We start from the raw sequence: 23,953 nt of genomic DNA, 5'->3' as shown, positions 1-23,953 counted from the left end.
CGTCCCGCGCTCATACCGGCCGGCGAACACACAGGCGCCGGCGTTGCCGGGCGCAGGAGCGACCGGCAGGATGGCCCGAACCCGCAAACTCCCTCGGTCCCGCCCGCCCCGCCCGCTATGCCGCCCGCCGACGACGCCGGTTTCCACGCTTTCGACCCGACGACCGGGGAGCCGCTGCCGGAGCGTTACCCCGTCGCGGACTGGGCGGAGTTGGACCGCCTCGCCGCCGGCGCCGCCGCCGCGTTCGAGGCCGGCGCCGCCCCCGCCGCGTTGGCGGCGTTTCTCGAGGGCTACGCTGACCGCATCGAGGCCCACGCCGCCGACCTCGCGGAGATCGCCGCCCGGGAGACCGGCCTCCCGCGGGAGGGCCGGCTGCAGAACGGCGAGATCCCCCGCACGTTCGGCCAGTTGCGGCAGGCCGCCGCGGCGGTCCGGGACGGGGGGTGGCGTCGGCCGATCGTCTCCGACGGCAACATCCGGTCGATTCTCGAACCGCTTGGACCGGCGCTTGTCATCGGGCCGAACAACTTTCCCTTCGCCTTCCACGGCGCCTGCGGCGGGGACTTCGCCGCCGCGATCGCCGCCGGCTGCCCGGTGATCGCCAAGGGCCATCCGCACCACCCGGGAACCGGCAAGGCCCTTGCGGAACTGATGACCGACGCCGCCGCGGCCGCCGGCCTGCCGGACGGCTGGGTCAGCCTGTTCTACGACTGCGCCCCGGAGGACGGCCTGAGACTGGCCCGCGACCCGAGGATCGCCGCGGTCGCCTTCACCGGCTCCAAGCGGGCCGGCCTGGCGATCAAAGCGGCGTGCGACGAGACGGCGACCGTCGGCCACTTCGAACTGGGCAGCGAGAACCCGGTGTTCGTGCTGCCCGGGGCCCTGGAGGAGCGGGCGGACGCCCTCGTGGAGGAACTCGCCGGCAGCGCCCTGCTCGGCGGCGGGCAGTTCTGCACCCAGCCGGGCATCGTCGTGCTCCCCGCCGGTCAGGCCGCGGCGACCTTCCCCGCCGCGCTGCAGGCCCGGTTCGACGACGCCCCCACCCCGCCGCTGCTCTCCGAGAACGTGGTGAAGGGCCTGGAAGCCGGCGTAAAGACCCTCACCGACGCCGGGGCCGAGCGGCTGCCGGCGAAGGAACCGGAGGCCCAACCCGGCTTCCGCTTCCCCAACACCGTGCTGACGACGACCGCGGAGCAGTTCCTCGCCGACCCGGACACCTTCCAGACGGAGTGTTTCGGCCCGGTCTCCCTGCTGGTGACCGGTACGAACGCCAAGCAGCGCCTCGCCCTGGCCCGCACGCTGCAGGGCCAACTGACGGCGACGATCCTCAGCGACACCGGCGGCGCGGACGAGGAGGAATACGGCCCCCTCGCCGCGATCCTGCGTCGCAAGGCCGGCCGATTGTTGAACGACAAGATGCCGACCGGCGTGGCGGTCGTCCCCGCGATGTGCCACGGCGGTCCCTTCCCGGCCAGCGGGCAGCCGCACTTCACCGCCGTGGGCGTTCCGGCGTCGCTGACCCGCTTCACCCGGCTCGCCTGCTACGACAACGTCCGCCCGGAGCGCCTGCCCGCCGCCCTGCGGGACTGAGCGGATGACCGGCAACCGCCTGCTGGACGCGCTCGCCGGGCACTTCGCCGGCGGCGGGGCCTTCTTCACCGCCTGCGGATTGCTGCTGGCGGCGGTCGGCCTCCGGCTGGCGGCGGGTTTCGTGCGGGGCGAATCGGCGGGACGTAGGGCCGAACGGCTGAGCCACGTCGGAGCGCTGCTCGCCGTCCTCGGCACGGTCGTGCTCTGCTTCTCCGCCGACCCGCTGCCGCGGTGGTGGTACGGGTTCGTCTTCTGCGCGACCGCCTGGTGGGCCTTCGCCAGCCGACCGACCTGGCCCGCGGGCTGGCGCTACGGCTCCGCGGCGACGTTGGCGGCCCTGCTGTTGTGGGGCGTCGGCTGGGAGTTGACGTGGCGGCTCGGCCCGACGATCCCGCCGGTTGCGGAGCGGGAGTTGGTCGTCGTCGGCGACTCGCTGACGGCGGGCGTCGGCGGAGAAGCCGCCCGCTGGCCGGACCTCCTCGAGCGGACGCACAACCTCCCCGTCGTCGTGCGGGCCGTGCCGGGGGCGACGGTCGCCGACCCGCTGGCCGGCTCCGGCTGGGACGTGCCGGAGACCGGCGGCGTGCTCCTGCTGGAACTCGGCGGGAACGACATGCTCGGCGGCACGAACCTGGGGGCGTTCCGCTCCGACCTCCGCACCCTGCTGGAACGGCTCAAACGCAAAACGGCCGCCCGCGGGGGCACGGTCGTCGCCGTCGGCCTGCCGCTGCCGCCCTTCCACGGCGCCTACGGCCGGGCCCAGCGGGCCGCGTGCCAACAGGCGGACGTCCCCCTGATCCCCCGGCACGTGCTGGCCGACGTGCTGTTCGCCCCGCACGCCACCACCGACGGCCTGCACCTCTCCCCGACCGGGCACGACGCGATGGCGGCGGCGATGTGGGATGTCGTCGGCGAGGCGCTGCCACAGGCGAGCGGGGGGCGTGAGCCCTCCGAGGGCTTGGAGGCGGGAGAGGACACGGCGGGCTGACGCCCACCGCTCGCCTACGAGCGTTGGAGCGTCACGTGCTCGCCGGCGCCGGGGTGGGGCTCGGGGTGGTCGCTGCGGAAGTGGACGCCGCGGCTTTCGTCGCGGGCGGCGGCGGCGGCGGCCATCAGGCGGGCGGCCAGCAGCATGTTTTGCAACTCCCAGCCGGCCGGTTCGCCGAACTCCTGCGTGCCGGCGAACTTCGCCCAGAAGTCCACCTGACGCTGGGCCTCCCGCAAGCCCGCGGCGTCCCGGGCGATTCCGACCCGGCGGGTCATCAGGCTGGCCAGCGACCGCCGCAGGTCGTCCACGTCCAACGGCTCGTGCTGCGGGGCCGGCCGGTCCGCTTCGAGGGTACGGGCGCAGAACTCGTCCCCCCGGCCGCTGGCGAACCGGGCCGCCGCCTCGCCGGCCCGCTTGCCGAACACCAACCCCTCCAGCAGGGAGTTGCTCGCCAGGCGGTTCGCACCGTGCAGGCCGCTGCTGGTCGATTCGCCGGCGCTCCACAGCCCCGGCAGCGTGGTGGCGCCGTGCAGGTCCGTCGTCACCCCGCCGATCATGTAGTGGGCGCCCGGGCGGACGGGGATGCGGTCCTTAGAGATGTCCAACCCGAACCGCTTGCAGGTCTGCCCGATGTTGGGGAACCGCTCCGCCACCAGCCTGGGGTCGAGGTGGGCCAGCGACAGGTACACGCAGGGGTGGCCGCTTTTCTCCATCACGTCGGTGATCGCCCGGCTGACCTCGTCCCGAGGGGCCAGTTCCATCGCCTCGCTGTAGTCGCCCATGAACCGGCGGCCGTCGGCGTCCAGCAGGTGGGCGCCCTCGCCGCGGACCGCTTCGCTGATCAGGTGCCGGGCGCCGCCGGCGATGTACAGGACCGTGGGGTGGAACTGCATGAACTCCATGTCCCGCAGCTGGGCCCCGGCCCGGAAGGCGGCGGCGTGGCCGTCGCCGGTGGCGATATCCGGATTGGTCGTCTCCCGGTACAGCCGGCCCAGCCCGCCGGTGCACAGCACGGTGCTCTTCGCCCAGACGAACGTCTTGCCGTGCGTCGGACTCCAAACCAGGGCGCCGGCGCAGCGGGCGTCGGCCCCTTCCCCGACGGTCAGCAGGTCGATGAGGAAGGTCTGCTCCCAAAGCTGGACGTTCTCGGCGGACCGCACCCGCTTGCGCATCGCCCGCATCACCTCCCAGCCGGTCGCGTCGCCGAGGGCGTGGACGATCCGCCGGTGACTGTGCCCGCCCTCGCGGGTCAGGGCGAGCTGAGAGACGCCGTGCTCGTCGGCGACGCGGTCGAAGTCCGCCCCGTATTCGACCAGTTCCTCGATCCGCTGCGGCGCCTCGCGGATTACCAGATCGACCACCGCCGGGTCGCACAGCCCCTTGCCGGCGGCGATCGTGTCGGCGGCGTGGTGGGCGAAGTCGTCCTCCGGGTCGAGCACCCCGGCGATGCCGCCCTGGGCGTAGGCGCTGTTGGACTCCCGCAGTTCGTTCTTGGAAATGACGACCGTCTCCAGCGACGGATCGACGGCCCGGGCCGCCAGCGCCGCCCGGATGCCGGCGATGCCCGCTCCCAGGATCAGCACGTCCGTGAACATGTGCGGCACCCGCTTGGGGTGGAACCGCACGAGGTGCCGCGGACTGGCGAGCGAAAGTTCGGCGAGCGGCATGCAGGAAAGGCGGAAGGGGGAGGGCGGGAGGCGGAGGGCGGAAGGGACCTTTCCCGGCGCCTATCCTAATGACGACGCCCCCGGTTCACCCTCCGTCTCGCCGTCCGTGTCCTGGCTGCTCTGTCCGCACTGCCTGACGTGGGTGCGTCCCGGCGGGGACGGCTGCCCGCGGTGTCACGGGCGGATCGACCCGTCCACGGACGATCCGACGTTGGAGGAACTCGCCGACCGGCTCGGCCCGGCGGTCGGGTGCCTCGGCGAGGTGCGGGTCGCCCGGTCGGGGTACTCCCAGCGGGAGCTGCCGACCCGCGGTCTGCTGGTGACGACCGACCGCGGACTGTTCTTCCTGCCGCACCGCCCGGAGGTGGTGGTCGAACCCGCGGAGCCGCCGGCGTTGGGGGTCTCCGTCGCCTGGTGGGCGGCGGGCCTGACGGTCGGCCCGCTGGCGCTGGTCGCTCCGACGGCCCGGCTGCTGGGGTTCGGCGCCGGCTGGAGCGGCGGGGAGCGACGCCTCGTCTACGAACCCCGCCCCGTCGAACCGGGCGAGGCGGCCCCGCTGGCGGAGCACCTCATGGCCGACCCGGGGGCGTTCTTCCTGGCGCGGACGGCGGTGCGGGTGATTCGCCGGACCGGCCCGTGGCCGGTGCGGGGTTGGACGATCGAATGCGACGGCCGCCCCGCCCTTCGGTTCGCCGCCCTCTCCGACCCCGCCGGCGTCGCCGACGGGCTGCGGGACCTGGCCCGCACGGACCTCTGGCACGGAACGATCGTGTGTTAGCCGCTCTCTTGAACGGAGCGGCTCACCGTCGCGCCTAGACGTCCTCCGCGTCTAGTCTTCGTCGCTGCCGATGACCTGTTCGATCGTGATGCCGAGGCCGCGGATCTTGTTCCGCAGGCTGCCGCGGGTGATGCCCAGCAGCTTGGCGGCCCGGCTCTGGTTGCCGCCGGTGCGGTCGAGGATCCGGGTGACGACGTACCGCTCCATCAATTCGAGGCTGTCAGCGTAGATGTCCTCGGAGTTCTCCGCCAGCGCCGCGTCCAGCAGCGGCCGCAGATCGCTGGGCGGGCCAGTCTCCTTCGGCGGCTCCGGGGCGGGCGTTGGTTGCGGGGACGCTTCGCCGGTCGGCTGACCGTTCGCGGAGGCGGCCGCGGCGTCGGGGGCCGGCGGCGCCGGGGAGGCGGCGGCGTCCGGCGGCGGCGGGGCGGCCGGGGTCTCCGCCGGCCGCTCGGCGGGGCGGCCCGTCGCGGGCGGACCGCTCAACGGGGAGGCCGGTCCGACGGCGCGCCGGTCGCCCCGCACCTCCGCCGGCAGGTCCTTCGGCACGATGACCGGGCCGGTGCTGTGCAGAATTGCCTTCCGCAGGACGCTCTGGAGCTCCCGCACGTTGCCCGGCCAGGCGTAGTTCCGCAGCAGCTCGACGGCCTCCGGGGCGATCCCCTCCAGTTCGGTCTGCCCGAGATCGCGTTTGAAGCGGCTGAGGAAGAACTCGACCAACAGCAGCACGTCCTCGCCGCGCTCCCGCAGCGGAGGGATGTCGATGCTGAACTCGTTGAGCCGGAAGAACAGGTCGCCGCGGAACTGCCCCTCGTCGACCATCTTCTCCAACGGGCGGTTCGTCGCGGCGATCACGCGGACGTCCGTCTTGATGGTCGTGTTCCCGCCGACCCGCTCGAACCGCTGTTCCTGCAACAGGCGGAGCATCTTCGCCTGCATCGGCAACGTGGTGTCGCCGATCTCGTCGAGAAAAATCGTGCCGCCGCTGCACTGCTCGAACTTACCGATCCGCTGCCGGTCGGCGCCGGTGAAAGCGCCCTTCTCGTGACCGAACAGCTCGCTCTCCAGCAGGGCGTCCGGGATGGCGGCGCAGTTGATCGCCATGAACGGCTTATCCTGCCGCTTGCCGTGGTGGTAGATCGCCCGGGCGACCAGCTCCTTGCCGGTGCCGCTCTCCCCGCGGACCAGCACCGTCACGTCCTGGGCGGCGACCAGGCCGATGCTCTTGTAAACCTGCACGGCGCTTTCGGTGCGGCCGACGAACAGGTCCGTCGGCATCTTGTCGCCGGACTGGGCGCTCAGGCCGACCTTGGTGCTCATCAACCGCCGGCTCTCCAGGGCCGTGGTGAGCAGGTCCCGCAACTTGGGCAGGTCCAGCGGCTTGAGCAGGTAGTCGAAGGCTCCCTGCTTCATCGCCTCGATGGCGGTGTCGCTGGTGCCGCCGGCGGTCATGAACAGCACCGGCCGCTTCGGGTCGTCCGCGTGCAGACTGGAGAACAGCTCCGACCCCCGCACGCCCGGCAGCACGAGGTCCAGCAGCACGACGTCCGGCTGTTCGCTTTTCGCGAGGTGCATGCCCTCGCGGGCCGTCAGGGCCGCGGAGACCTCGACCGGCTCTCCGCCGATTTCCAATCCGCTCACCGCTTTCCGCACGAGCAGGGGGACGGTGCGGTCGTCGTCGATGACGAGAAGGCGGGGCACTGGCGGCGGATCGCGGCGGGCGGAAGGGGAACGGGTCGACGATACCCATTTTTGCGGTCGCCCGGCGATCCTGATGATCGCCGAACGGCCAACGTGGTCGATTCCCGGTATCCCCCGACCTCACAGCCGGGCGTTCCACCGCCACCCGCGCCGCCTTCGTACGGGGCGGTCGGCCTGGACCGCCCTCGGCCGGAGTTTTCCCGATTCTAGGAGTCGGACGTCGGCGCCCGACTGTGGTACGGCCGGCACGAACCCCTATGATCCGGTGCGGGCCGTTCCCCACGGGGAGCCGCGGCGTATCCACAGTCCTTTTACATTCCTTTCGCCCGTGGGCGTTTCCAGCATCTCCTCCGAGGGTCCGGCCAATGGCCTGTCCCGCATCTACATCGCGGACGACCATCCCGTTGTCCGGGACGGCTATTCGATGCTGATCCGCCGGGAGCCGGACCTCGACGTGGTCGGGGAGTCCGGCGAAGGGGCCGAAATCCTCCGGCAGATCGACTCCCTTCGGCCGGATCTCTGCCTGCTCGACCTGTCGCTGAAGAGCGGCAACGGGCTGGAACTGTGCAAGCAGATTCGCAGCCGGTTCCCGAACGTGAAGGTGCTCGTCGTCTCCATGCACGACGAAACCCTCTACGCCGAGCGCGTGCTCCGCAGCGGGGCTGGCGGGTACATCTCCAAGGCGGAGGCGACCCACAAGCTGATCTCCGCCGTGCGGCAGGTGCTCTCCGGGGAGGTCTATCTCTCCCAGCGGATGCGGGAACGCACGCTGGCCCGCTCCGCCGGCGACCTCGCCTCGGAAGGCTCGCTGCTGGACAAGCTCTCCGACCGCGAACTGGAAGTCTTCGAGCAGATCGGCCAAGGCCGCACCACCCGCGAGATCGCCGAGAAGCTGAACCTCTCGCCGAAGACGATCGAGAGCTACCGCGAGAACCTCAAGGCGAAGCTGAACCTCGCCAACAGCACCGAACTGACCCGCCACGCCGTCCACTGGGTGCTGGAACGCACCAAGGGCGGCGGCACCACCGACTGACCCGGCGCCCAAGGTCTTCTCGCCGTGAGAGCGGCTTCCCGGCAGGCGTAGCGTCTCGGCCCCTCCAAGGGTCCGGGACGCGGGCGTTTCGTACCGCCACGGCACGCGCGAGCACGTCCCCGTCGGTTCCTGCCGTTACAGCGTGAAGTAGAACGTGGCGAGCATCACCAGCCACGAGACGTCCAGAAACGTCCAGTAGCGTGCGGTGAGCAGCAGGCCGGCGTGATATTCGTGGTCGTACCGGCCGGCGAAGGTGCGGGCGGCGGCGACGAACAGCACGAGCAGCCCGCCGAGGAAGTGGGCCCCGTGCAGAGCCACGAGGATCGTGATCAGCCCGGCCATCGGCAGGGCGACCTGGGCGTTCGGATCGAGATAACTCCCGCCGCCGGGGGCCGCGATCGAGGGGCGTGCGACCGGGCGGTAGTTCTCCAGCAATTGCCCCACCCCGATCGTCTGGGCGACGCCGAACGCCACGCCGCAGACCAGCGCAAACGCGACCAACCCGCGAGCCCACCCGCGCCGCTCCCGCCGCACCGCGTGCACGGCCCCCCGCAGAGAGAACCCGCCGATCAGCACCACAACCGTGCTCACCCAGAACGCCGGCGGCACCGACTCGGCCGGTCGCAGGTCTCGCCCCAGGGCGGCGAACAGATAGAGGATCAGGACCGAGAGGAAGGTGAACCCGAGGTAGCCGAACAGCAATAGGTTCAGCCCCATTCGCGTCCGCCGCTGGGCGGGTCCGGAGGAAGGGACGAAGCTCCAATCCTTCCACCGTAGGCCGGCGAAGCGGTCGCTCACGGGATCGGACCGAAAAAAGGGCGGGACGAACGACAAACCGGCGCCGTCGGCGCCGGTTCACCCGCGAACGCGGCCGCGTGCGGACGGACGGGTCAGCTGGCGGAGGCCGCCGCCTGGTTCGCCCGCCACTCGTCGACTTCGCCGCGGTAGCTCTGCGTGTCGAGGATCGACAGTCCGATGAACAGCGCCACGAAGATCATGCTGAACAGCAGGATCGCCGTGTTCAACGGGTTGTCGTACTTCAGGTGCATGAAGAACGTCGCCACCAGCACGGCCTTGATCGTGGCGATCGTCATCGCCACCAGCACCTCGTAGCTGCCCAACTCAAACGAGCCGAAGTACACCGTCAGCGCCGTCAGGACCAGCAGGGCGGAGAACACCGCGATCAGCATCCACTTCGGCATGACGTGGGCGATCGGGTTGTGCTCGCCGGCGTGCCCGCTGACGAGGTGCGGGTCCAGCGGCTCGGGCGGGGCGTGGGAGGCCATCGGAACGGTGCGGGCGGGACGGGTGCGGGCGGAACGGCGGACGGGCCGGGGGCGAACGGAGCGACGCGGCGGCGCGTCGGTCAGCCGATCAGGTACAGGAGCGGGAACAGGTAGATCCACACGAGGTCGACCAGGTGCCAATACAGGCCCACGAAGTCGACCGGGCCGAAGTAGTCCGGCGTGAAGTCGCCGCGGAAGGCCCGGATCATCAGCCAGGTGAGCACGACCATCCCCGCGAGGATGTGGATCGCGTGCAGACCGGTCATCGCGTAGTAGATGCTGAAGAACTGGCCGATGCCCTCCGGGGCGACCTCTTCCTCGGCCTCCGCCGCGAGCATCTCGTCGGCGGTCTGCACGTGACCGTCGTGATCGTCGCCCGCTTCGTGGTGGCTCTCGGTCTCATGCGAGCCGTGCATGGCGTGGGCGAGGATCAACGACCCTTCCGCCCCGATCAGGAGGCCGACGGCGCACAGCACCCCCGCCGCGAGCCCCACCATCCAGCCGACCGCCTTCAGCTTCCAGCACAGGACCGCCCCGACCAACAGCACGAGCGCCACGATCGCGGAGCCGACGCTGATCTTCCGCAAGGTCACGTCCGTGGCCTCCAGCGCCTCGGCTTCCCGCTCCTCCAGGGTCTTGGGCGACTCCGCCTCCAAGGCGACCTGCTCGGTCACGTCGACGAGCGGCTCCTGATAGCGGGTACCGCTCATCAGCGGCTCCTCGGTCGCCCCGGCCCAGAGGATCTGGAGGTGGGCCTTCTCCGTGTACTCGAAGCTCTTCACCCCGAGGAACAGCGCCGCACAGAACAAGGTCGCGGCGATGCAGCCGGTCAGTCCGATCCGCTGGCCCAGCATCGCGCATCGCACGCCCCAAGCCATCGTCAGACTGCTGAACAGCAGGACGGCGGTGTTGAAGGCGCCGTGCGGCACGCTGAGGTAGCGGTCCGCGTACTCCCAGACTTCCGGGTGCAGCGAGCGATAGACCGCGTACAGGCAGAACAGGCCGCTGAAGAACAGCACTTCCTGCGCGAGGAACAGCCACATGCCGAGCTTGCCGGCGTCGAACTGCTGCCGCCAGCTCTCGAAGTGGTGGGCGTGCCCGTGCGGCGAATGCGGGTCGTGCACGTGGGCGTGGTCCCCGTGGCCGTGGTCGCCGTGCGGATCGGCGTGGGCGGGGTCCAGACCGGGCTCGCCGGTCGGCGGGGCGGGGGCGGCGGCGCTCATGGGCGGATCATAAGAAAGCGGCCCGGCTGCGGAAGCCGCGGCCGGGCCGGAAGGGGCGTCACCCCGCCGCACCCGCGGCGGGGGCTTCGCAAACCGTCAAAACCTCACACCTTCGCGGTTTGCTGCGGCGGACCGTCGTTGGAGAAGTCCTCGATCTGCCGGTAGCTGCGGGTGTCCGGGTCGTAGACCACGCGGTTCAGCGCGTACGGATCGCCGACGGTCGGCGGTTCGTCGAAGTTGTTGTGCGGCGGGGGCGAAGAGCACTGCCACTCGAGCGTCGCGGCGCCCCACGGGTTTGCGGGGGCCTTCGCGCCGCGGAACAGGCTGTGCAGCAACACGCCGGCGGCGATCAGCAGTCCGCCGCCCAGCAGGAAGGCGCCGGCGGTGCTCACCTGGTGCCAGAACTGGAACTCCGGCACGTAGTTGTAGTAGCGCCGCGGCATCCCCTTCGTTCCCAGAATGAACTGCGGGAAGAAGGTCAGGTTGAAGGCCAGGAACACCACCAGGGCGCTGACGCGGCCCCAGAAGTCGTTGTACATCCGCCCCGTCATCTTCGGCCACCAGTAGAACAGGCCGCCGAGGAACGCCACCAGCGTCCCGCCGACCATCACGTAGTGGAAGTGGGAGACGACGAAGTAGCTGTCGTGCAGGTGGATGTCCGTGGCGAGGGCGCCCAAGTGCAGCCCCGTCAGACCGCCGATCGTGAACAGGAAGATGAAGCTCAGGGCGTAGCACATCGGCGTCGCCAGCCAAATGTTCCCCTTGTACATCGTCGCCAGCCAGTTGAAGACCTTGATGGCCGACGGGATCGACACGCTGAAGGTCAGCAGACTGAACACGAAGGCCGCCACAGTGCTCATCCCGGAGGTGAACATATGGTGGCCCCACACGAGGAAGCCGAACAGGGCGATCGCAATCGAGCTGTAGGCGATGAACCGGTAGCCGAAGATGTGCTTGCGGCTGAAGGTGGAGATCAGCTCGCTGATGATCCCGAAGCCCGGCAGGATCATGATGTAAACGGCCGGGTGGCTGTAGAACCAGAAGAAGTGCTGGAACAGCACCGGGTCCCCGCCGTGAGCCGGGTCGAACACGCCGATGCCGAACACCCGCTCGACCAGCACGAGCAACAGCGTGACCGCCAGCACCGGGGTCGCCAGCACCTGGATGATGCTGGTCGCGTAGATCGCCCACAGGAACAGGGGCATCTTGAACCACTCCATCCCCGGCGGCCGCATCGTGTGAACCGTCACGATGAAGTTCAGCCCGGTGAAGATGGAGCTGAACCCGAGGATGAACACCCCCATCAGGGCGGTGATGACGGCGGTGTCCGTCGAGGTCGAATAGGGCACGTAAAACGTCCAGCCCGTATCAAGCGACCCGCTCATCAACGTGATTAGGAAGAAGGTCGCCCCGGCGCACCACAGATAGAAGCTGCCCAGGTTCATCCGGGGGAAGGCGACGTCCTTCGCCCCCAGCATGATCGGCAGGACGAAGTTCCCCATCGCCGCCGGCACCGACGGAATAATGAACAGGAACACCATGATCGCCCCGTGCAGGGTGAAGAAGCGATTATAGGTGTCCGCGTCGACGATCGTCCGAGCCGGCGTCCACAGCTCCGCCCGTACCAGCAGGGCGAAGATGCCGCCCAGCAGGAACGCGCTGAGCACGCCGATCAGGTACATCACCCCGATCCGCTTGTGGTCCAGCGTGACCAGCCAGCTCAGCAGGCCGCGGGAGTGCGTGATGTAGTTGTCTTCCGCGTACCCCGGCGGGCCGGCGGCCGCACGACGCTCCGGCGCAGCGGCCGCGTCGCCGGCGGCGTAATCAGTGGGGGTTTCGACGGCCATGGTCGCGGGGAGGTTGGAAGCGGGGGGTGTGCGGCGGAAGTGGGGGCGGACTATTCGGCGGCCGGCGGGGCGGTCCCGCCCGGGGCGTCGCCGGCGGCGGCGTCGTCCGGGCCGGCGACGTCGTCGAGGTACTTCGCCAGTTCCGCCTGCCCCTTCTCGCTGACGGAGCGGATGTAGGCGGTCAGGGCCATAATCTCGATCTCCTCCAGCTGCCCGCGATAGGCCGGCATCACGTTCTGGTAGCCCTTCACGACGCGGGAGTCCGGCTGGAGGATCGACTCGCGGATGTAGTCGTCGTCGGCGACGGTGGAGGTGCCGTCGGTGAACTCACGCTCCGTGCCCCACAGGTCCTTCCAGGTCGGGCAGTTCAGGTTCACTCCGGTGACGGTGTGACAGGCCGAGCAACCGGCGTCCTTGTAGATCGCCTCGCCGGCGGCCAGCGGGTCTTCCTTGATACTCTCCAGCGCGATGAGCCGTTCCTCGCGCAGCCGGTCCTCGAACTCCTCCAGCGGGACGGCGACCACGCCGCCTTCCTTGATCATGTCGCTGTGGCCTTTGCCGCAGTACTCAGTGCATTCGTAAAGGTACTCGCCCGGTTCGGTGCAGGTGAACCAGACGATGCTGTCGCGGCCGGGGACGATGTCCCACTTCGCGCGAAACGCCGGCACCCAGAAGCTGTGCAGCACGTCCTGCGAGACCATCCGCAGCCGCACCGGCCGGTCCACCGGCACGTACAGCGTGCTGCTCTTAAAGTTCGCGTCCGGGTAGACGAACAGGAAGTTCCACTTCTTGGCGATCACCCGCACCTCGTAGGCGTCGACCGGCGGGGTCCGCTGGTCGAGGTAGCCGGTGAAGCCGAAGCCGAAGATCACGATCACCAGCAGCGTCGGGATGACCGTCCAGGTCAGCTCCAACGGCAGGTTGTGGCTGGGCGTATCGGGGGAAAACGTCTCCACCGGGCGGTGGCGGTAACGCCACATGAACCAGCCCATCGCCCCCACCACCAGGACGAAGAACACGATGCTGATCCACGTGATCAGCCAGAACAGGGAGTCCGTATTTTCCGCGAAAGTCGACGCCTGCGGGCGGAACAACACTCCGTCGCCGGAGTCGTCGGCGAGCGGCGGGAAGAACGGCATCAGCGGGGGTCCGAGACGAAAGGTTTTCGACGGCGACGGGGCGTCAGGGCCGGGCGGGCGGCCCCGGGTGTTATACGGCGGCGGGAGCGTTCACGGGCCCCCCGCTTCGCGCGTCCTCTCGACGCACGCGGGAGTTTTCGCCCGATCCGCCCTCACGATCGCTGGACGCGGCCCGGCTCCGCCGCCACTGCCAGGACAGCCAACCGCCGAAGCCGACGACGAACAGGAAACCGGCGCCCGCCATCAGCATCTCCGCGACGCGGGGCACGTACGCCGCCCGCTCCGGGTCGTAGCGGTAGCAGATCAGCGGGAAGTATTCGGAGGTCGTGCCGAGCGTGCCCTCGCCGGTTTCGATCAGGCCGAGCTTCAGCGTCTCGGGGTCGAAGTCGAGGCGGTGGTGATAGCGGCCGACGCGGCCGGTGGGCGTCAGCAGGATCGCCACGGGGGCGTGGTGATACTCTTTGGTGCTCGGTTCGTACTTGTAGCGGAACCCCACCGCCCGCGCGAGGCGGGCGATCGAGGCGGGCGTTCCGGTCAGGAACGACCAGTTCCCCTTCCCCATCAGCCGCACGTAGCCCCGCCGCCGGCTCTCCGCCACCTCCGGCCCCTCGGAAGGATCGATGCTGACGGTGACGACGCGGTAGTCGTCCCCGGCGGTCACGTCCAATTCGCCCAGCGTTCGCGCCAGGTTCTGCAACTGCATGTCGCAGATCTTGGGACAGCGGGAATAGTTCAGCGTGAGAATGACCGGCCGCGTGCCGTCAAAATAGTCGCCCAACCGCACCCGGTTGCCGGTGTGATCGCGGAAGAGGAGGTCCGCCGGCACCTGATCGCCGAGCTTCTCGTCCACGCCGACCTCGCGCACCTCGAAGGGCACGACGTTCGGGTCCGGCTTGTCCGGCCGGACCGCCTGCGCCGACGCGAGCGCCGGGCAGAGCAGGCCGCACAGGGCGGCGACGGCGAGGGCGAGTGGCCGCGTCAAGCCTCGGCCCCCACGTCGGTCGGTTCGGTTTCGTCGTTCACGCCGGCCCCCTCCAGGGCGCCGTCCCCCTCGGCGGCGGCGTCGCCTGCCGGGGCCTCGTCCGGCGCGGCGTCGTCCGGTACGACGGCGCCGGTGCCGACCCGCGGCTCGCCGGCCTCGTCCGGCACGGTGGGAAGGCTGTGCAGTTCGTCGGCGACCGGTTCGCCGGACAGCTCCTCGACCAGCTCCGTCATCGCCACATCGATCGGCATCGCGGCGGAGTCCGTGGTCGGGTTCCAGCCGTAGCGGTCGATCGCCGCCCGCTGTTCCTGCAGTTCCGCGTCCACGCTCGCCAGCGGAACGTTGATCTGTTTCTCCTGGTATTCGCCGGCCTGCCACTTCTGATACAGGACGCGAGCCCCGGTGATGATCACGAACAGACCGACCGCCGACAGCAGCCCGACCAGAAAGATCGTGCGGATGTTCAGGTCGTTGTAGGCCTGCTTGTCGCCGATGGGGTCGGACATGGTCGATGAACCGCGTGGTCGCGGCGGGTTTCACCCCGCGAGCGGGGCAATCGGGAACTGGGGGAGTGTTCGGGACGGCGCCGGCCGGGTCGAGACGCCCGGATGACGCGGGCGCCCCGGACGGCGATCTGGCGGATCAGGTGTTGTGGAAGGCGAGGGCCTCGTGCAGCCGCGGGTCGCGGTGCGGCACGAGGGCCACGCCGGCGGCCGCCGTCAGCAGCGTGGCGCCGGCGAAGCCGCCCACGCCCACGAAGCAGGCCAGGTCGATCAGGCTCAGCGGCACGCCGATCGCGGCGAGCTGCTCCGCCGAGGCGCCGGCCGCCTCCGCGGCGTGCACCGCGTCGTGCGTCAGCCGGGGCATGATGTAGATGTAAAGGTCCACGGCGTGCATGAACAGGACCCACACGCACCAGAACATCAGAGTGGAGTCCCGCCGCTTCACGTGCCGGCTCATCAGGCCCAGGAACGGGATGATGAAGTGCCCGGTCAGCAGCATCGCCATGAAGAACGACCAGCCGTGCTCGAACCGCACGAGGTAGTACTCCGTCTCCTCGGGGATGTCCGCGTACCAGATCAGCAGGAACTGGCTGAAGCTGACGTAGGCCCAGAACACGATGAACCCGAACAGCAGCTTGCCGAGGTCCTGCTGGTGCTCGACCGTCACGGCCTCCGTCAGCACGCCCCGCTTGCGGAGCAGCAGTACGAAGATCGCCAGGGTGGCGTGCACGCTGACCGCACAGCCGGCGATGATCACCACGCCGTAAATCGTGCTGTACCAGGTCGGCGTCAGGCTCATCAGGAAGTCGATCGCCGCGAACGTGACCGTCAGGAAGGTCAGCGGCAGCCCGGCGACGCTCCAGTTGTGCATCGTTTGCGTCAGACTGACGTCGCCGGTTTCGTCCTGCTTGCGACTCAGCGAGGCCACCTTCCAGCCGAAGAAGCTCCAGACCGCCAGGTAGATCGCGCAGCGGATGAGGAAGAACGTCTTGTTGAGGTAGGGCGACTTGTGTTGCAGCAGTTCGGCGTTCGGGCCGTGCTCCACCAGTTCCGGGTTCGCCCACTCCCACACCCCGGAGCCGTTGAACAGCACGCCGAGCAGCAGCGGGATCGACAGCGGGGCGAACACCCACAGGTTCGCCGCCAGGAACTCCGCCAGTCGCCGGACCGTCACGCTCCAGCCGGCCCGGGTGACGTGCTGGACCATCACGAAGAACAGCCCGCCGAGGCTGATCGTCAGGAAGAACCAGTAGGCCCAGAGGTAGCCGAACAGGAACCGCTTCACCGCGTCCCCGCCGTGCAGCAGGCTGAGCAGCGCCGCCGCCAGCAGACCGACGGCCCCGGCGATCAGCAGCGGCACGCGAAGCTTGCCGGTCAGGTCGCCGAGCCCTTCCCGCAGCTTGGCGGGGTCGACGGCGGGGGCGTGGTGGGCCATGCGGGACGCGGGAGCGAGCGGGGAATACGGGGGTGACGGAGCGCCGCGGGACCGCGGCGGATGGGCTCAGTTGGACTCGGACTCGTCGCCAGCGGGTTCGTCGCCAGCGGACTCTTCGGCGGCGGCTTCCTCGGGGGTCTCGGCGACGGGACTTTCGCTCTCGTTGCGGCCGTCGACGTCCGGCGAGGCCTTGCCGGGGTCCGTCGGGGCCGCGGAACTGCTCGTCTCCGGCACGCCGGCGCTGGCGCCGCGGGGCACGATCGCATCGTCGGCGCCGCCGTCGGTTTCCTTCGAGCCGCCGGAGGCGGCGGTCTCGCCGCCGCCGGCTTCCGCCTCAAGGCGGGCGGCTTCCTTCGCGGCCCGGGCTTCCGCCCGCACGCGGTCGCGGTCCGCCTCGGGCATGTCGGCGATCTGCGCGGCCTGGCTCTTCTGAAGCGCCCGCAGGTACAGGACGACGTTCCAGCGGTCCTTCACGTCGATCTGCGACCCGTACGCCGGCATCTTGCGGACGCCGTTGGCGATCGCGTCGTACAGGAAGCCGTTGGGCCGGTTGCGGACGACGTCGGTGTGCAGGTTCGACGGCGGCGCCCAAGTCGGCTGCTTGAGCGTCGCCGCCCGCTGGGCCACCAGGCCGTTGCCGAACCCGCCCACCCCGTGGCAGGCGGCGCAGTAGATGTTGAACACCAACTGGCCCCGCTGGACGTTCTCCAGCGACGGCTCGATCGGCAGGTCGGTGACGTAGCTCTTGTTTTCGTCGGCCCCTCCGTCGGCGGCGGGCGCGTCGCCGGTCTGCTCCTGCGGGGCGTCGGTCGGGCTGGCGCCGGTGTCGGCGCCGTCCCCGGCGTCCGCGTTCTCCGCCTCGTCCTGCCGGAACGAGGCGAAGGCGAACAGGGCGGCGCTGGCCAGCCGCTGGTCCCGCCCGTCGGGCAGCGCCGGGGCCGGACCGGAGGCCTGGGCCGGCCCGCCGGTCGGATCGACGCCGCGGTACAGGGCGTCGTCCAGGTCGAGTTCGCCGCGGGCGATCGTGCCCTCAACCTGCGGACGCATCGCCCGCTGGTCGGCGAAGAACGGGTTGCGTTCCTGCGGCTTGAACTTCGCCTGCCAGTCCATATCCCCGACCGGGTGGATGCGGGGGGTGCTCCACGGCGTGTTGCGGTGTTCCGCGATCAGGACCGGCGGGATCAGCAGCAGGGCGAACAGAATCAGGGCGACCGTCGGGATCCACGCCGGCGGACGGCGGGGCTCCACGTCCCACACCTCCCGCACCGACGCCGGGCGGGTCGGGGAGAGCAGCTCGCCGGCGGCGGCGAGGTCGAACTTCGGATCCTTCGCGTCCAGCCCGATCACGAACCGGTCGTCGGTCCCGCGGCGAAAGCCCGGCAGCCGCAGGCGGGGGTTGGAGAGCCGCGGCAGGCGGTTCAGGGCCAGCATCCCGAAGAACGCCCCAAAGGCGCTGAACAGGATCGTCAGTTCGAAGGCCACCGGGATGTTCGCCGGCAGGCTCCAGATCGGCTTGCCGCTGATCAGGAAGTTGTACCCCTGCAGGGCGGTGGGGATGCCGACCTCGTTGGCCAACTCCTCGCTGCCGTTGAGGTACCACTGCATCAGGAGGCCGGTGGCGCAGCCGGTCAGGCCGCCGCAGAGCACGATCCAGGGCAGGATCGTGGCCTTGATGCCCATCGCCCGCTCGATCCCGTGGATCGGATACGGGGTGTAGCTGTCCCACTTCGTCATGCCCGCGTCGCGGACGCGCTCGCAGGCGGAGAGCAGCTCCTCCGGCGTGTCGTACTCCGCCACGACGCCTGTCAGCTTCGGGGCGCGGGAGGCGTCCGGCGGGGCGGCGAGGCGGTTGTTGACGTGCGACAGCGCCTTGTAGGCCGGCCCGGAGGGCTGACCCGTGAAGGGGTCGGACAGCGTGTCGGTCCGCTGCATATCGGTCGGTTGGGGGGTTCCGCGAGAGACCATGACGGCTTTCCTAGTAGGCTCCCTCGGTGCGGAAGTCGCCGGCCTGCGGCGGGTTGATCGAATCCTGCCCGGTGTGGGCGCCGGGGGCGTTCAGGTTCTCGTGCTCCGGCTGGGGCATGGTGCTCTTCACCTCCGCGATGGCGCACATCGGCAGGTAGCGGCAGAACAGCAGGAACAGCGTGAAGAACAGCCCGAAGCTGCCGAGCAGCATCATGTAGTCGACGGGCGTGGGGCTGAAGTACTTCCAGGCGCTGGGCAGGTTGCTGCGGTGCAGCGAGGTGATCGTGATCACGAACCGCTCGAACCACATCCCGATGTTCACGAAGATCGAGATCACGAAGATGATCCAGGGCGTCGTCCGCAACTTCTTGCTGTAGAAGAGGAACGGCGTGATCACGTTGCAGGAGACCATGATCCAGTAGCTCCACCAGTACGGGCCCAGGGCCCGGTTGATGAAGGCGTAAGCCTCGTACATGTTCCCGCTGTACCAGGCGACGAAGAACTCCATCGCGTAGGCGTAGCCCACCATGTTGCCGGTCACGATGATGACCTTGCACATGTTTTCCAGGTGGCGGAGCGTCACGATCTCCTTCAGCCCGAACCATTCCCGGGCGGGGATGATGAGGGTCAGCACCATTCCGAATCCGCTGAACACGGCGCCGGCGACGAAGTACGGCGGGAAAATCGTGGTGTGCCAGCCGGCCAGCTGGGAGACCGCGAAGTCGAACGACACGATCGTGTGCACCGAGAGCACCAGCGGCGCCGCCAGGGCGGCCAGCAGCATGTAGGCCTTCTCGTAGCGCCACCAGGCCCGGCTGCTGCCGGTCCAGCCCATCGAGCCGATCCCGTAGGCGAACTGGGCGATCTTGTTCTTCGCCCGGTCCCGCAGCGTGGCGAGGTCGGGGATCATGCCCATGTACCAGAACAGCAGCGACACCGTGAAATAGGTGTTCACCGCGAACACGTCCCACAGCAGAGGCGAGCGGAACTGCGGCCACATCGCCATCTGGTTCGGGTACGGGGCCAGCCAGTACACGACCCAGATGCGGCCCACGTGGATCGCCGGGAAGGTGCCGGCGCAGACGACCGCGAAGATCGTCATCGCCTCCGCGAAGCGGTTGATGCCCGTTCGCCAGTTCTGCCGGAACAGGAACAAAATCGCGGAGATCAGCGTGCCGGCGTGCCCGATGCCGACCCAGAACACGAAGTTCACGATCGGCCAGCCCCAGGCGACCGGGACGTTGTTCCCCCAGACGCCGACGCCGCGGAAGATCAGGAAGGCGATGTTGCCCAGCAGCATCAGCGTGAGCAGCACGCTGACGACGAACGCCGCCGTCCACTGCCACGGGGTGTCCCGCAGGGCCAGGCCGGTGACGCGGTCGGTGATCCAACGCAGCGACTTCCCGCCCGTCACCAGCGGCGCGCGGGCCGGACCGATCCAGGGGGTGTCGTCGCGGAAGGCGGTCGGGTCGGCCGAGGCCATGCTGCGAGGGGGAGGGGAAGGTTGAAAGCGAGAGGGGAAAGGACGGGCGGGCCGCGGCCGGTCAGACCGGGATCACCTTCAGCAACCGGGAGGCGGCGGCGTGGTCGTCGTCGTGCTCGTGGGCGCCGGAGCCGTGCGGATCGTCGTCCGGGGCGTGCGGATCGTGCTCCGAACCCTCCGCCCGATCGCCGTGGCCGCCGTGCTCGTCGTCGTGGCCGTGCCCGCCGCCGTGGTCGTCGTGCAGGACCTCGGACAGGTCCCGGTAGTACGCCTCGGCCTTTTCGAGGTCCGGGTGCGGGTTGCGGATCCGGGCCAGGTAGGCCGTGCGGGGCTTGGTGTTGTATTCGCTGAGCAGCTTGTAGGCCCGGCCGCTCTGGTGCAGCTTCCGGACGCGGCTGTTCTCGTCGTTCAGGTCGCCGAAGACGATGGCGTCCGTCGGGCAGACCTGGCCGCAGGCGACCTGGATCATGCCGTCCTCCAGCGGCGCCCCGACGTTGTCCAGCGGGATCGTCACGTTCTGGATCCGCTGCACGCAGTAGGTGCACTTCTCCATGACGCCGCGGACGCGGACGCTCACCTCGGGGTTCAGCACCATGCCGGTGAGCTGCTTGTTCGCCCCCTCGTACCGCTTGTTGTAGTTGAGGAAGTTGAACCGCCGCACCTTGTAGGGGCAGTTGTTCGAGCAGTACCGCGTGCCGATGCAGCGGTTGTAGACCATCGCGTTGAGGCCCTCCTCGGTGTGCACCGTCGCGGCGACGGGGCAGACCTGCTCGCAGGGGGCGTTCTCGCAGTGAACGCACATCATCGGCTGACTGGCGATCGCCGGGTGCATCCAGGCCTCCGGGTCCGTCACCTCCAGCCCGGCCTCGTCGTCGACGGCCTCCGCCGGGGCTTTGGCGGCCCCGCCGAGGTTCGGGGTGAAGTAGCGGTCCATCCGCAGCCAGTGCATCTCGCGGCCGCGCTTCACCTGATCCTTGCCCACGACCGGCACGTTGTTCTCGGCCTGACAGGCGACGACGCAGGCGTTACAGCCGGTGCACGCCGCCAGGTCGATCGCCATCCCCCAGCTGCGGCCGGTGTACTCGCGACTCTCCCACAGGCTTTCCAGCGGCGGGTGATGGACGAGCTTGTCGGCGAAGTCCGGATGCTCTGCGTACTGCGCCTCGGTGGCCTCGCGGACCAGCATCGGGGTGACGCGAGTGATGTGCTCCATGCCGTTTTCGTCGATGGCATGGTGGTTCTGCGTCGTGACCAGCTCGTGCTCGACCGCCCCCGGGGCGACCTTCACGCCGGCGATCACCTGCGAGTTCGCCCCCTGCTCCGCGGTCCGCCAGAGCGGGTAGGCGTCGAAGCCGATGCCCTCGGCCAGCTGGTCTTCCTCGTCGACGTCCAGGAAGGCGCCGTCTTTGATCCCGACGTTCCCGCCGACGATCCCCGCCGCCGTGCGGCCGTAGCCCAGCGCCAGACCGATGGAGCCCTTCGCCTGCCCGGCCAGGATGTAGACCGGCACGTCAATCGACCCGCCGGGGGTCGTCAGGATCACGCCGTCGCCCTGCTCGAGGCCCAGCTCCGCGGCGTCCACCGGGGAGATCAGGGCCGCGTTGTCCCAGACGAGCTTCGTGAGGAAGTCCGGAGCCTCCTGCAACCAGCCGTTGTTGGCGAACCGGCCGTCGTGCACGCTGCTGGACGGCGTGAGCACCAGCTCGAAGCCGTCCGGCGCCGGGGTGTCCGGCAGGGCGGCGTCGCCGCGGACGGAGGCGGAGACCGGCTCGCCGGCGGAGTTCTCCACGAACCCGCGGTGCACAGCGGTCTTCCAGGCGGACGTGCCGCCGCCGATCCGCTCGTCGAAGGTGGCCCGGGTCAGCTCGTAACCGGTCGCGGCCGGCTCGCCGAGCAGGCGGGCGAGGAACTCGGCGCTGGTCACGCCGCCGAACAGCGGCTGGATGAGCGGCTGCTGGATCGCGTACGTGCCATCCCACAGCCGCACGTCGCCCCACTGCTCGAACGGATGAGCCATCGGCACGTGCCAGCCGCACAGCAGGCTCGTCTCGTCGCGGTACAGGCCCACGCGGACCGACCGCTTCGTCTTGGCGACTGCCTCGGCAAACTCGCAGTCAGCCGGCGCGTCGTAGGCCGGGTTGCCGCCGAGAACGACCAGATTCTCGAACTCGCCGCCCCGCAGCCGCCCGCAGAGCTCCTGAATCGAGACGACGGAGTCGGCGTTCGCCGGGGCGTCGGCCTCGGCGGCGAAGGAGACGCCGTGATTGCCCAACTCCTCGTTGAGCCGGTGCACATAGGCCTGCACCGCCGCCGGCTGGCGGGCGCCGCAGATCACGACACACTTCTTTCCGGAGTTCAGATCGTCGGCGAGAGCCGCGACGAACGGGTCGCTCGCCGTGCCGCCGTCGCGAGCCGCCTGAAGATCCCGCAGGAACGCGGGGATCGCCGTGCTCTTGACCGGCTTGCGGTGATCCGCCGCGGCGCCGGTGACGGAGAACTGACTCTCGATCGCATAGAGCCGGTTCATCGGCCCGTCTTCCGGCCGGCGGCGGGCCGCCCAGCCGCGGTTGTTCGCGGCGGAGTTCGGGTCGTCGCCCAGCGGGTCGGCGTCGATGCTGACAATGACGTCCGCGGCGGCCAGATCGTAGGTCGGCCGCAGAGCCTCGCCGAACGCCTGCCGGGCACCCTCGCGGACGCTGTCGCCAGACAGCGGGGAGTACTCGCACCAGGTCGCCCCGGCGCCGGTCACGCGGTCGCGGAGCCGCTTCAGCGTGGGGGAGCCGGTCGCCTCGCACAGCACCGCGGTGGAGCCGGCGCCGTCGCCCAGCACGCCGCCCAGCGCCGACAGGGCGGCATCAAGGGTGGACGGAGCAGCCTTCGCCCCGACGCCCTTCATCACCGACCCCTGACGGTCCGGGTCGTACAGGCTGAGGATCAACGCCTGATCGAACGCGGAGCTGGAGCCGCGGCCGTTCCGATCCTCCGGATTGCCCTCAACCTTGATCGGGCGGCCGTCCACGCAGCTGACCAGCAGACTGCGGCCGACGCCGTCCAGCTCCCAGGCGGTGGCGAACAACTGCGGCACGCCGGGCAGACGGCCGGCGCTGCGACCGGTCGCCATCGGCATGAACTGCTCATTCTCCCACCGGCAGCCGGTCACGCCGGCCAGCGCCAGCGAGGCCCCCATCACCTGCAACCACCGGCGACGATCGAACCCGACCGGCTCGTCGGCCTGCTCCGGGAACTCGCGGTGCAGAAACGCCTCGAACTCCGGCGTATTCTTCACCTCGTCCAGGCTACGCCAGTAACGGCGACCGCCCTGAGCCGAAGACGAAGCGGCCCCGGCGGCGGGCGACGGGTCGGCGGCGGGACGGGGGGAGGTCATGCGGGGCGGAGCGAGCAGTGAGCGAGGAAACGTTCGATGCCGTCACGCCGGGCCGCCGCGGCGGCCCGGCCGAAGACTACCGGTGACAGGTGGCGCAGTCGGTATTCGGATGCACGTCGCGGGCGTCCTGCCAGGCGTCGACCCAGCGGGTGCGAAAGGCCTCGACCGCCTCCGGCGAGGCGAGATCCGCGTCCTCCACCGGCATGTCGTACAGGCTGGCGAACAAGGTGCGGTAGCTTTCCAGCCCCTCCTTGTTCCAGTCCCAGGCGAGGTTCGTGACCAGCTCCGGCGGCCGCAGAGCGTCCTGCGGGTTGCGGTGACACTCGACGCACCAGCCCATGCTCAGCGGCATGACCTGCTCCACGACCTCCATCCGATCGATCCGGCCGTGGCAGGACACGCAGCTCACGCCGCGATTCACGTGGGCGGAGTGGTTGAAGTAGGCGTAGTCCGGCAGGTCGTGAACCCGCTCCCAGGGAACCGCGGAGCCGGTGGCGATACTCTCCCGCACCGGCTGGAGGCGGGGACTGTTGACGTGAACGGCGACCTTCACCGTCACGCCGTCGACCTGCGTGCCGTTGTGACAGTTCGCACAGACGCTCGTGCTGGGCACGTTGCTGTGGGCGCCCTTGAACACGCCGGTGTGACAGTACCGGCAGTCCAGCTTCATCTGGCCGGCGTGCAGGGCGTGCGAGAACGGCACCGGCTGGGTCGGCTTGTAGCCGGTCAGCAGCGTCTCGGGGGAGCCGCCGTAGAAGACCAGCCCCACCACATAGGCGCCGAGCAGACCGACGACCGCCAGCCCCGGCAGCACGGCCATGTTGACCCAGGCCGGGAAGTAGAACCGACCGTCGTCCGTTTCGGGCGTCCCGTCGGAGATCGTCACCGGATCAACGGGCGACCCTCCGGCCGGGGCCGGGGGAACGGCGGCGTCGTCGGGAGGCGGGGGGC

At 69.9% G+C, this 23,953-nt stretch carries 18 protein-coding genes; 4 read left to right on the top strand and 14 right to left on the bottom strand.

Annotation, left to right across the window (positions count from 1 at the left end; translation table 11 throughout):
* Positions 1 to 117: 117 nt before the first annotated feature.
* On the top strand, positions 118 to 1,590 hold the full coding sequence (locus tag ACG2DA_RS00700; protein WP_395253529.1) for an aldehyde dehydrogenase family protein: 1,473 nt from the start codon (positions 118 to 120) through the stop codon (positions 1,588 to 1,590).
* Positions 1,591 to 1,594: 4 nt separating this feature from the next.
* A complete protein-coding gene (locus ACG2DA_RS00695; RefSeq protein WP_395253528.1) occupies positions 1,595 to 2,578 on the top strand; it encodes an SGNH/GDSL hydrolase family protein in 984 nt (327 codons plus the stop codon).
* Between the two features lie 14 nt (positions 2,579 to 2,592).
* Here the strand turns inward: ACG2DA_RS00695 and nadB are convergent, their stop codons facing one another.
* Positions 2,593 to 4,245, bottom strand: a complete 1,653-nt coding sequence (nadB, locus tag ACG2DA_RS00690) for an L-aspartate oxidase (protein ID WP_395253527.1) — start codon at positions 4,243 to 4,245, stop codon at positions 2,593 to 2,595.
* Between the two features lie 106 nt (positions 4,246 to 4,351).
* Between nadB and ACG2DA_RS00685 the strand changes: the two genes are divergently transcribed.
* Positions 4,352 to 5,023, top strand: coding sequence for a hypothetical protein (locus tag ACG2DA_RS00685; RefSeq protein ID WP_395253526.1), 672 nt, complete (start codon positions 4,352 to 4,354; stop codon positions 5,021 to 5,023).
* Positions 5,024 to 5,074: 51 nt separating this feature from the next.
* Here the strand turns inward: ACG2DA_RS00685 and ACG2DA_RS00680 are convergent, their stop codons facing one another.
* Complete coding sequence (locus tag ACG2DA_RS00680) at positions 5,075 to 6,721, bottom strand: sigma-54-dependent transcriptional regulator (protein WP_395253525.1); 1,647 nt, start codon at positions 6,719 to 6,721, stop codon at positions 5,075 to 5,077.
* Between the two features lie 328 nt (positions 6,722 to 7,049).
* On the opposite strand from ACG2DA_RS00680, the gene ACG2DA_RS00675 reads away from it, so the two are divergent.
* The gene (locus ACG2DA_RS00675) at positions 7,050 to 7,754 is read left to right on the top strand and encodes a response regulator (RefSeq protein WP_395253524.1); all 705 of its coding nucleotides are present in this window, start codon (positions 7,050 to 7,052) and stop codon (positions 7,752 to 7,754) included.
* Positions 7,755 to 7,889: 135 nt separating this feature from the next.
* Here the strand turns inward: ACG2DA_RS00675 and ACG2DA_RS00670 are convergent, their stop codons facing one another.
* The 12 genes from ACG2DA_RS00670 to ACG2DA_RS00615 form a co-directional block, all read right to left on the bottom strand.
* Positions 7,890 to 8,552: a heme-copper oxidase subunit III gene (locus ACG2DA_RS00670; protein ID WP_395253523.1), complete on the bottom strand. Its 663-nt coding sequence runs from the start codon at positions 8,550 to 8,552 to the stop codon at positions 7,890 to 7,892.
* Between the two features lie 92 nt (positions 8,553 to 8,644).
* Positions 8,645 to 9,040 (bottom strand): cytochrome C oxidase subunit IV family protein, encoded by a 396-nt coding sequence (locus tag ACG2DA_RS00665; RefSeq protein WP_395253522.1) that lies wholly within the window; start codon positions 9,038 to 9,040, stop codon positions 8,645 to 8,647.
* An 80-nt stretch (positions 9,041 to 9,120) separates the two neighbouring features.
* Complete coding sequence (locus ACG2DA_RS00660; protein WP_395253521.1) at positions 9,121 to 10,263, bottom strand: cytochrome c oxidase subunit 3; 1,143 nt, start codon at positions 10,261 to 10,263, stop codon at positions 9,121 to 9,123.
* A gap of 104 nt (positions 10,264 to 10,367) precedes the next feature.
* Positions 10,368 to 12,110: a cytochrome c oxidase subunit I gene (gene ctaD / locus ACG2DA_RS00655; protein ID WP_395253520.1), complete on the bottom strand. Its 1,743-nt coding sequence runs from the start codon at positions 12,108 to 12,110 to the stop codon at positions 10,368 to 10,370.
* A 50-nt stretch (positions 12,111 to 12,160) separates the two neighbouring features.
* Positions 12,161 to 13,249, bottom strand: coding sequence for a cytochrome c oxidase subunit II (coxB, locus tag ACG2DA_RS00650; protein WP_395253519.1), 1,089 nt, complete (start codon positions 13,247 to 13,249; stop codon positions 12,161 to 12,163).
* Positions 13,250 to 13,319: 70 nt separating this feature from the next.
* Positions 13,320 to 14,231, bottom strand: coding sequence for an SCO family protein (locus ACG2DA_RS00645; RefSeq protein ID WP_395253518.1), 912 nt, complete (start codon positions 14,229 to 14,231; stop codon positions 13,320 to 13,322).
* Positions 14,228 to 14,737: a hypothetical protein gene (locus tag ACG2DA_RS00640; RefSeq protein WP_395253517.1), complete on the bottom strand. Its 510-nt coding sequence runs from the start codon at positions 14,735 to 14,737 to the stop codon at positions 14,228 to 14,230. Before ACG2DA_RS00640 ends, ACG2DA_RS00645 begins: the two co-directional genes overlap by 4 nt.
* Positions 14,738 to 14,873: 136 nt before the next feature.
* Positions 14,874 to 16,169, bottom strand: coding sequence for a quinol:cytochrome C oxidoreductase (locus tag ACG2DA_RS00635; protein ID WP_395253516.1), 1,296 nt, complete (start codon positions 16,167 to 16,169; stop codon positions 14,874 to 14,876).
* A 66-nt stretch (positions 16,170 to 16,235) separates the two neighbouring features.
* Positions 16,236 to 18,134, bottom strand: coding sequence for a quinol:electron acceptor oxidoreductase subunit ActD (locus ACG2DA_RS00630; protein ID WP_395253515.1), 1,899 nt, complete (start codon positions 18,132 to 18,134; stop codon positions 16,236 to 16,238).
* 10 nt (positions 18,135 to 18,144) lie between these two features.
* Positions 18,145 to 19,617: an NrfD/PsrC family molybdoenzyme membrane anchor subunit gene (gene nrfD / locus ACG2DA_RS00625; RefSeq protein ID WP_395253514.1), complete on the bottom strand. Its 1,473-nt coding sequence runs from the start codon at positions 19,615 to 19,617 to the stop codon at positions 18,145 to 18,147.
* Positions 19,618 to 19,678: 61 nt separating this feature from the next.
* Positions 19,679 to 23,002 (bottom strand): TAT-variant-translocated molybdopterin oxidoreductase, encoded by a 3,324-nt coding sequence (locus ACG2DA_RS00620; RefSeq protein ID WP_395253513.1) that lies wholly within the window; start codon positions 23,000 to 23,002, stop codon positions 19,679 to 19,681.
* A gap of 76 nt (positions 23,003 to 23,078) precedes the next feature.
* A complete protein-coding gene (locus ACG2DA_RS00615; RefSeq protein ID WP_395253542.1) occupies positions 23,079 to 23,822 on the bottom strand; it encodes a cytochrome c3 family protein in 744 nt (247 codons plus the stop codon).
* Positions 23,823 to 23,953 lie beyond the last annotated feature (131 nt).

It is taken from the genome of Alienimonas sp. DA493 (assembly GCF_043951915.1).
Taxonomy (GTDB): domain Bacteria; phylum Planctomycetota; class Planctomycetia; order Planctomycetales; family Planctomycetaceae; genus Alienimonas.
Note: the sequence above shows the minus strand (reverse complement) of the source record. Positions and strands in the feature narration are given on the sequence as shown.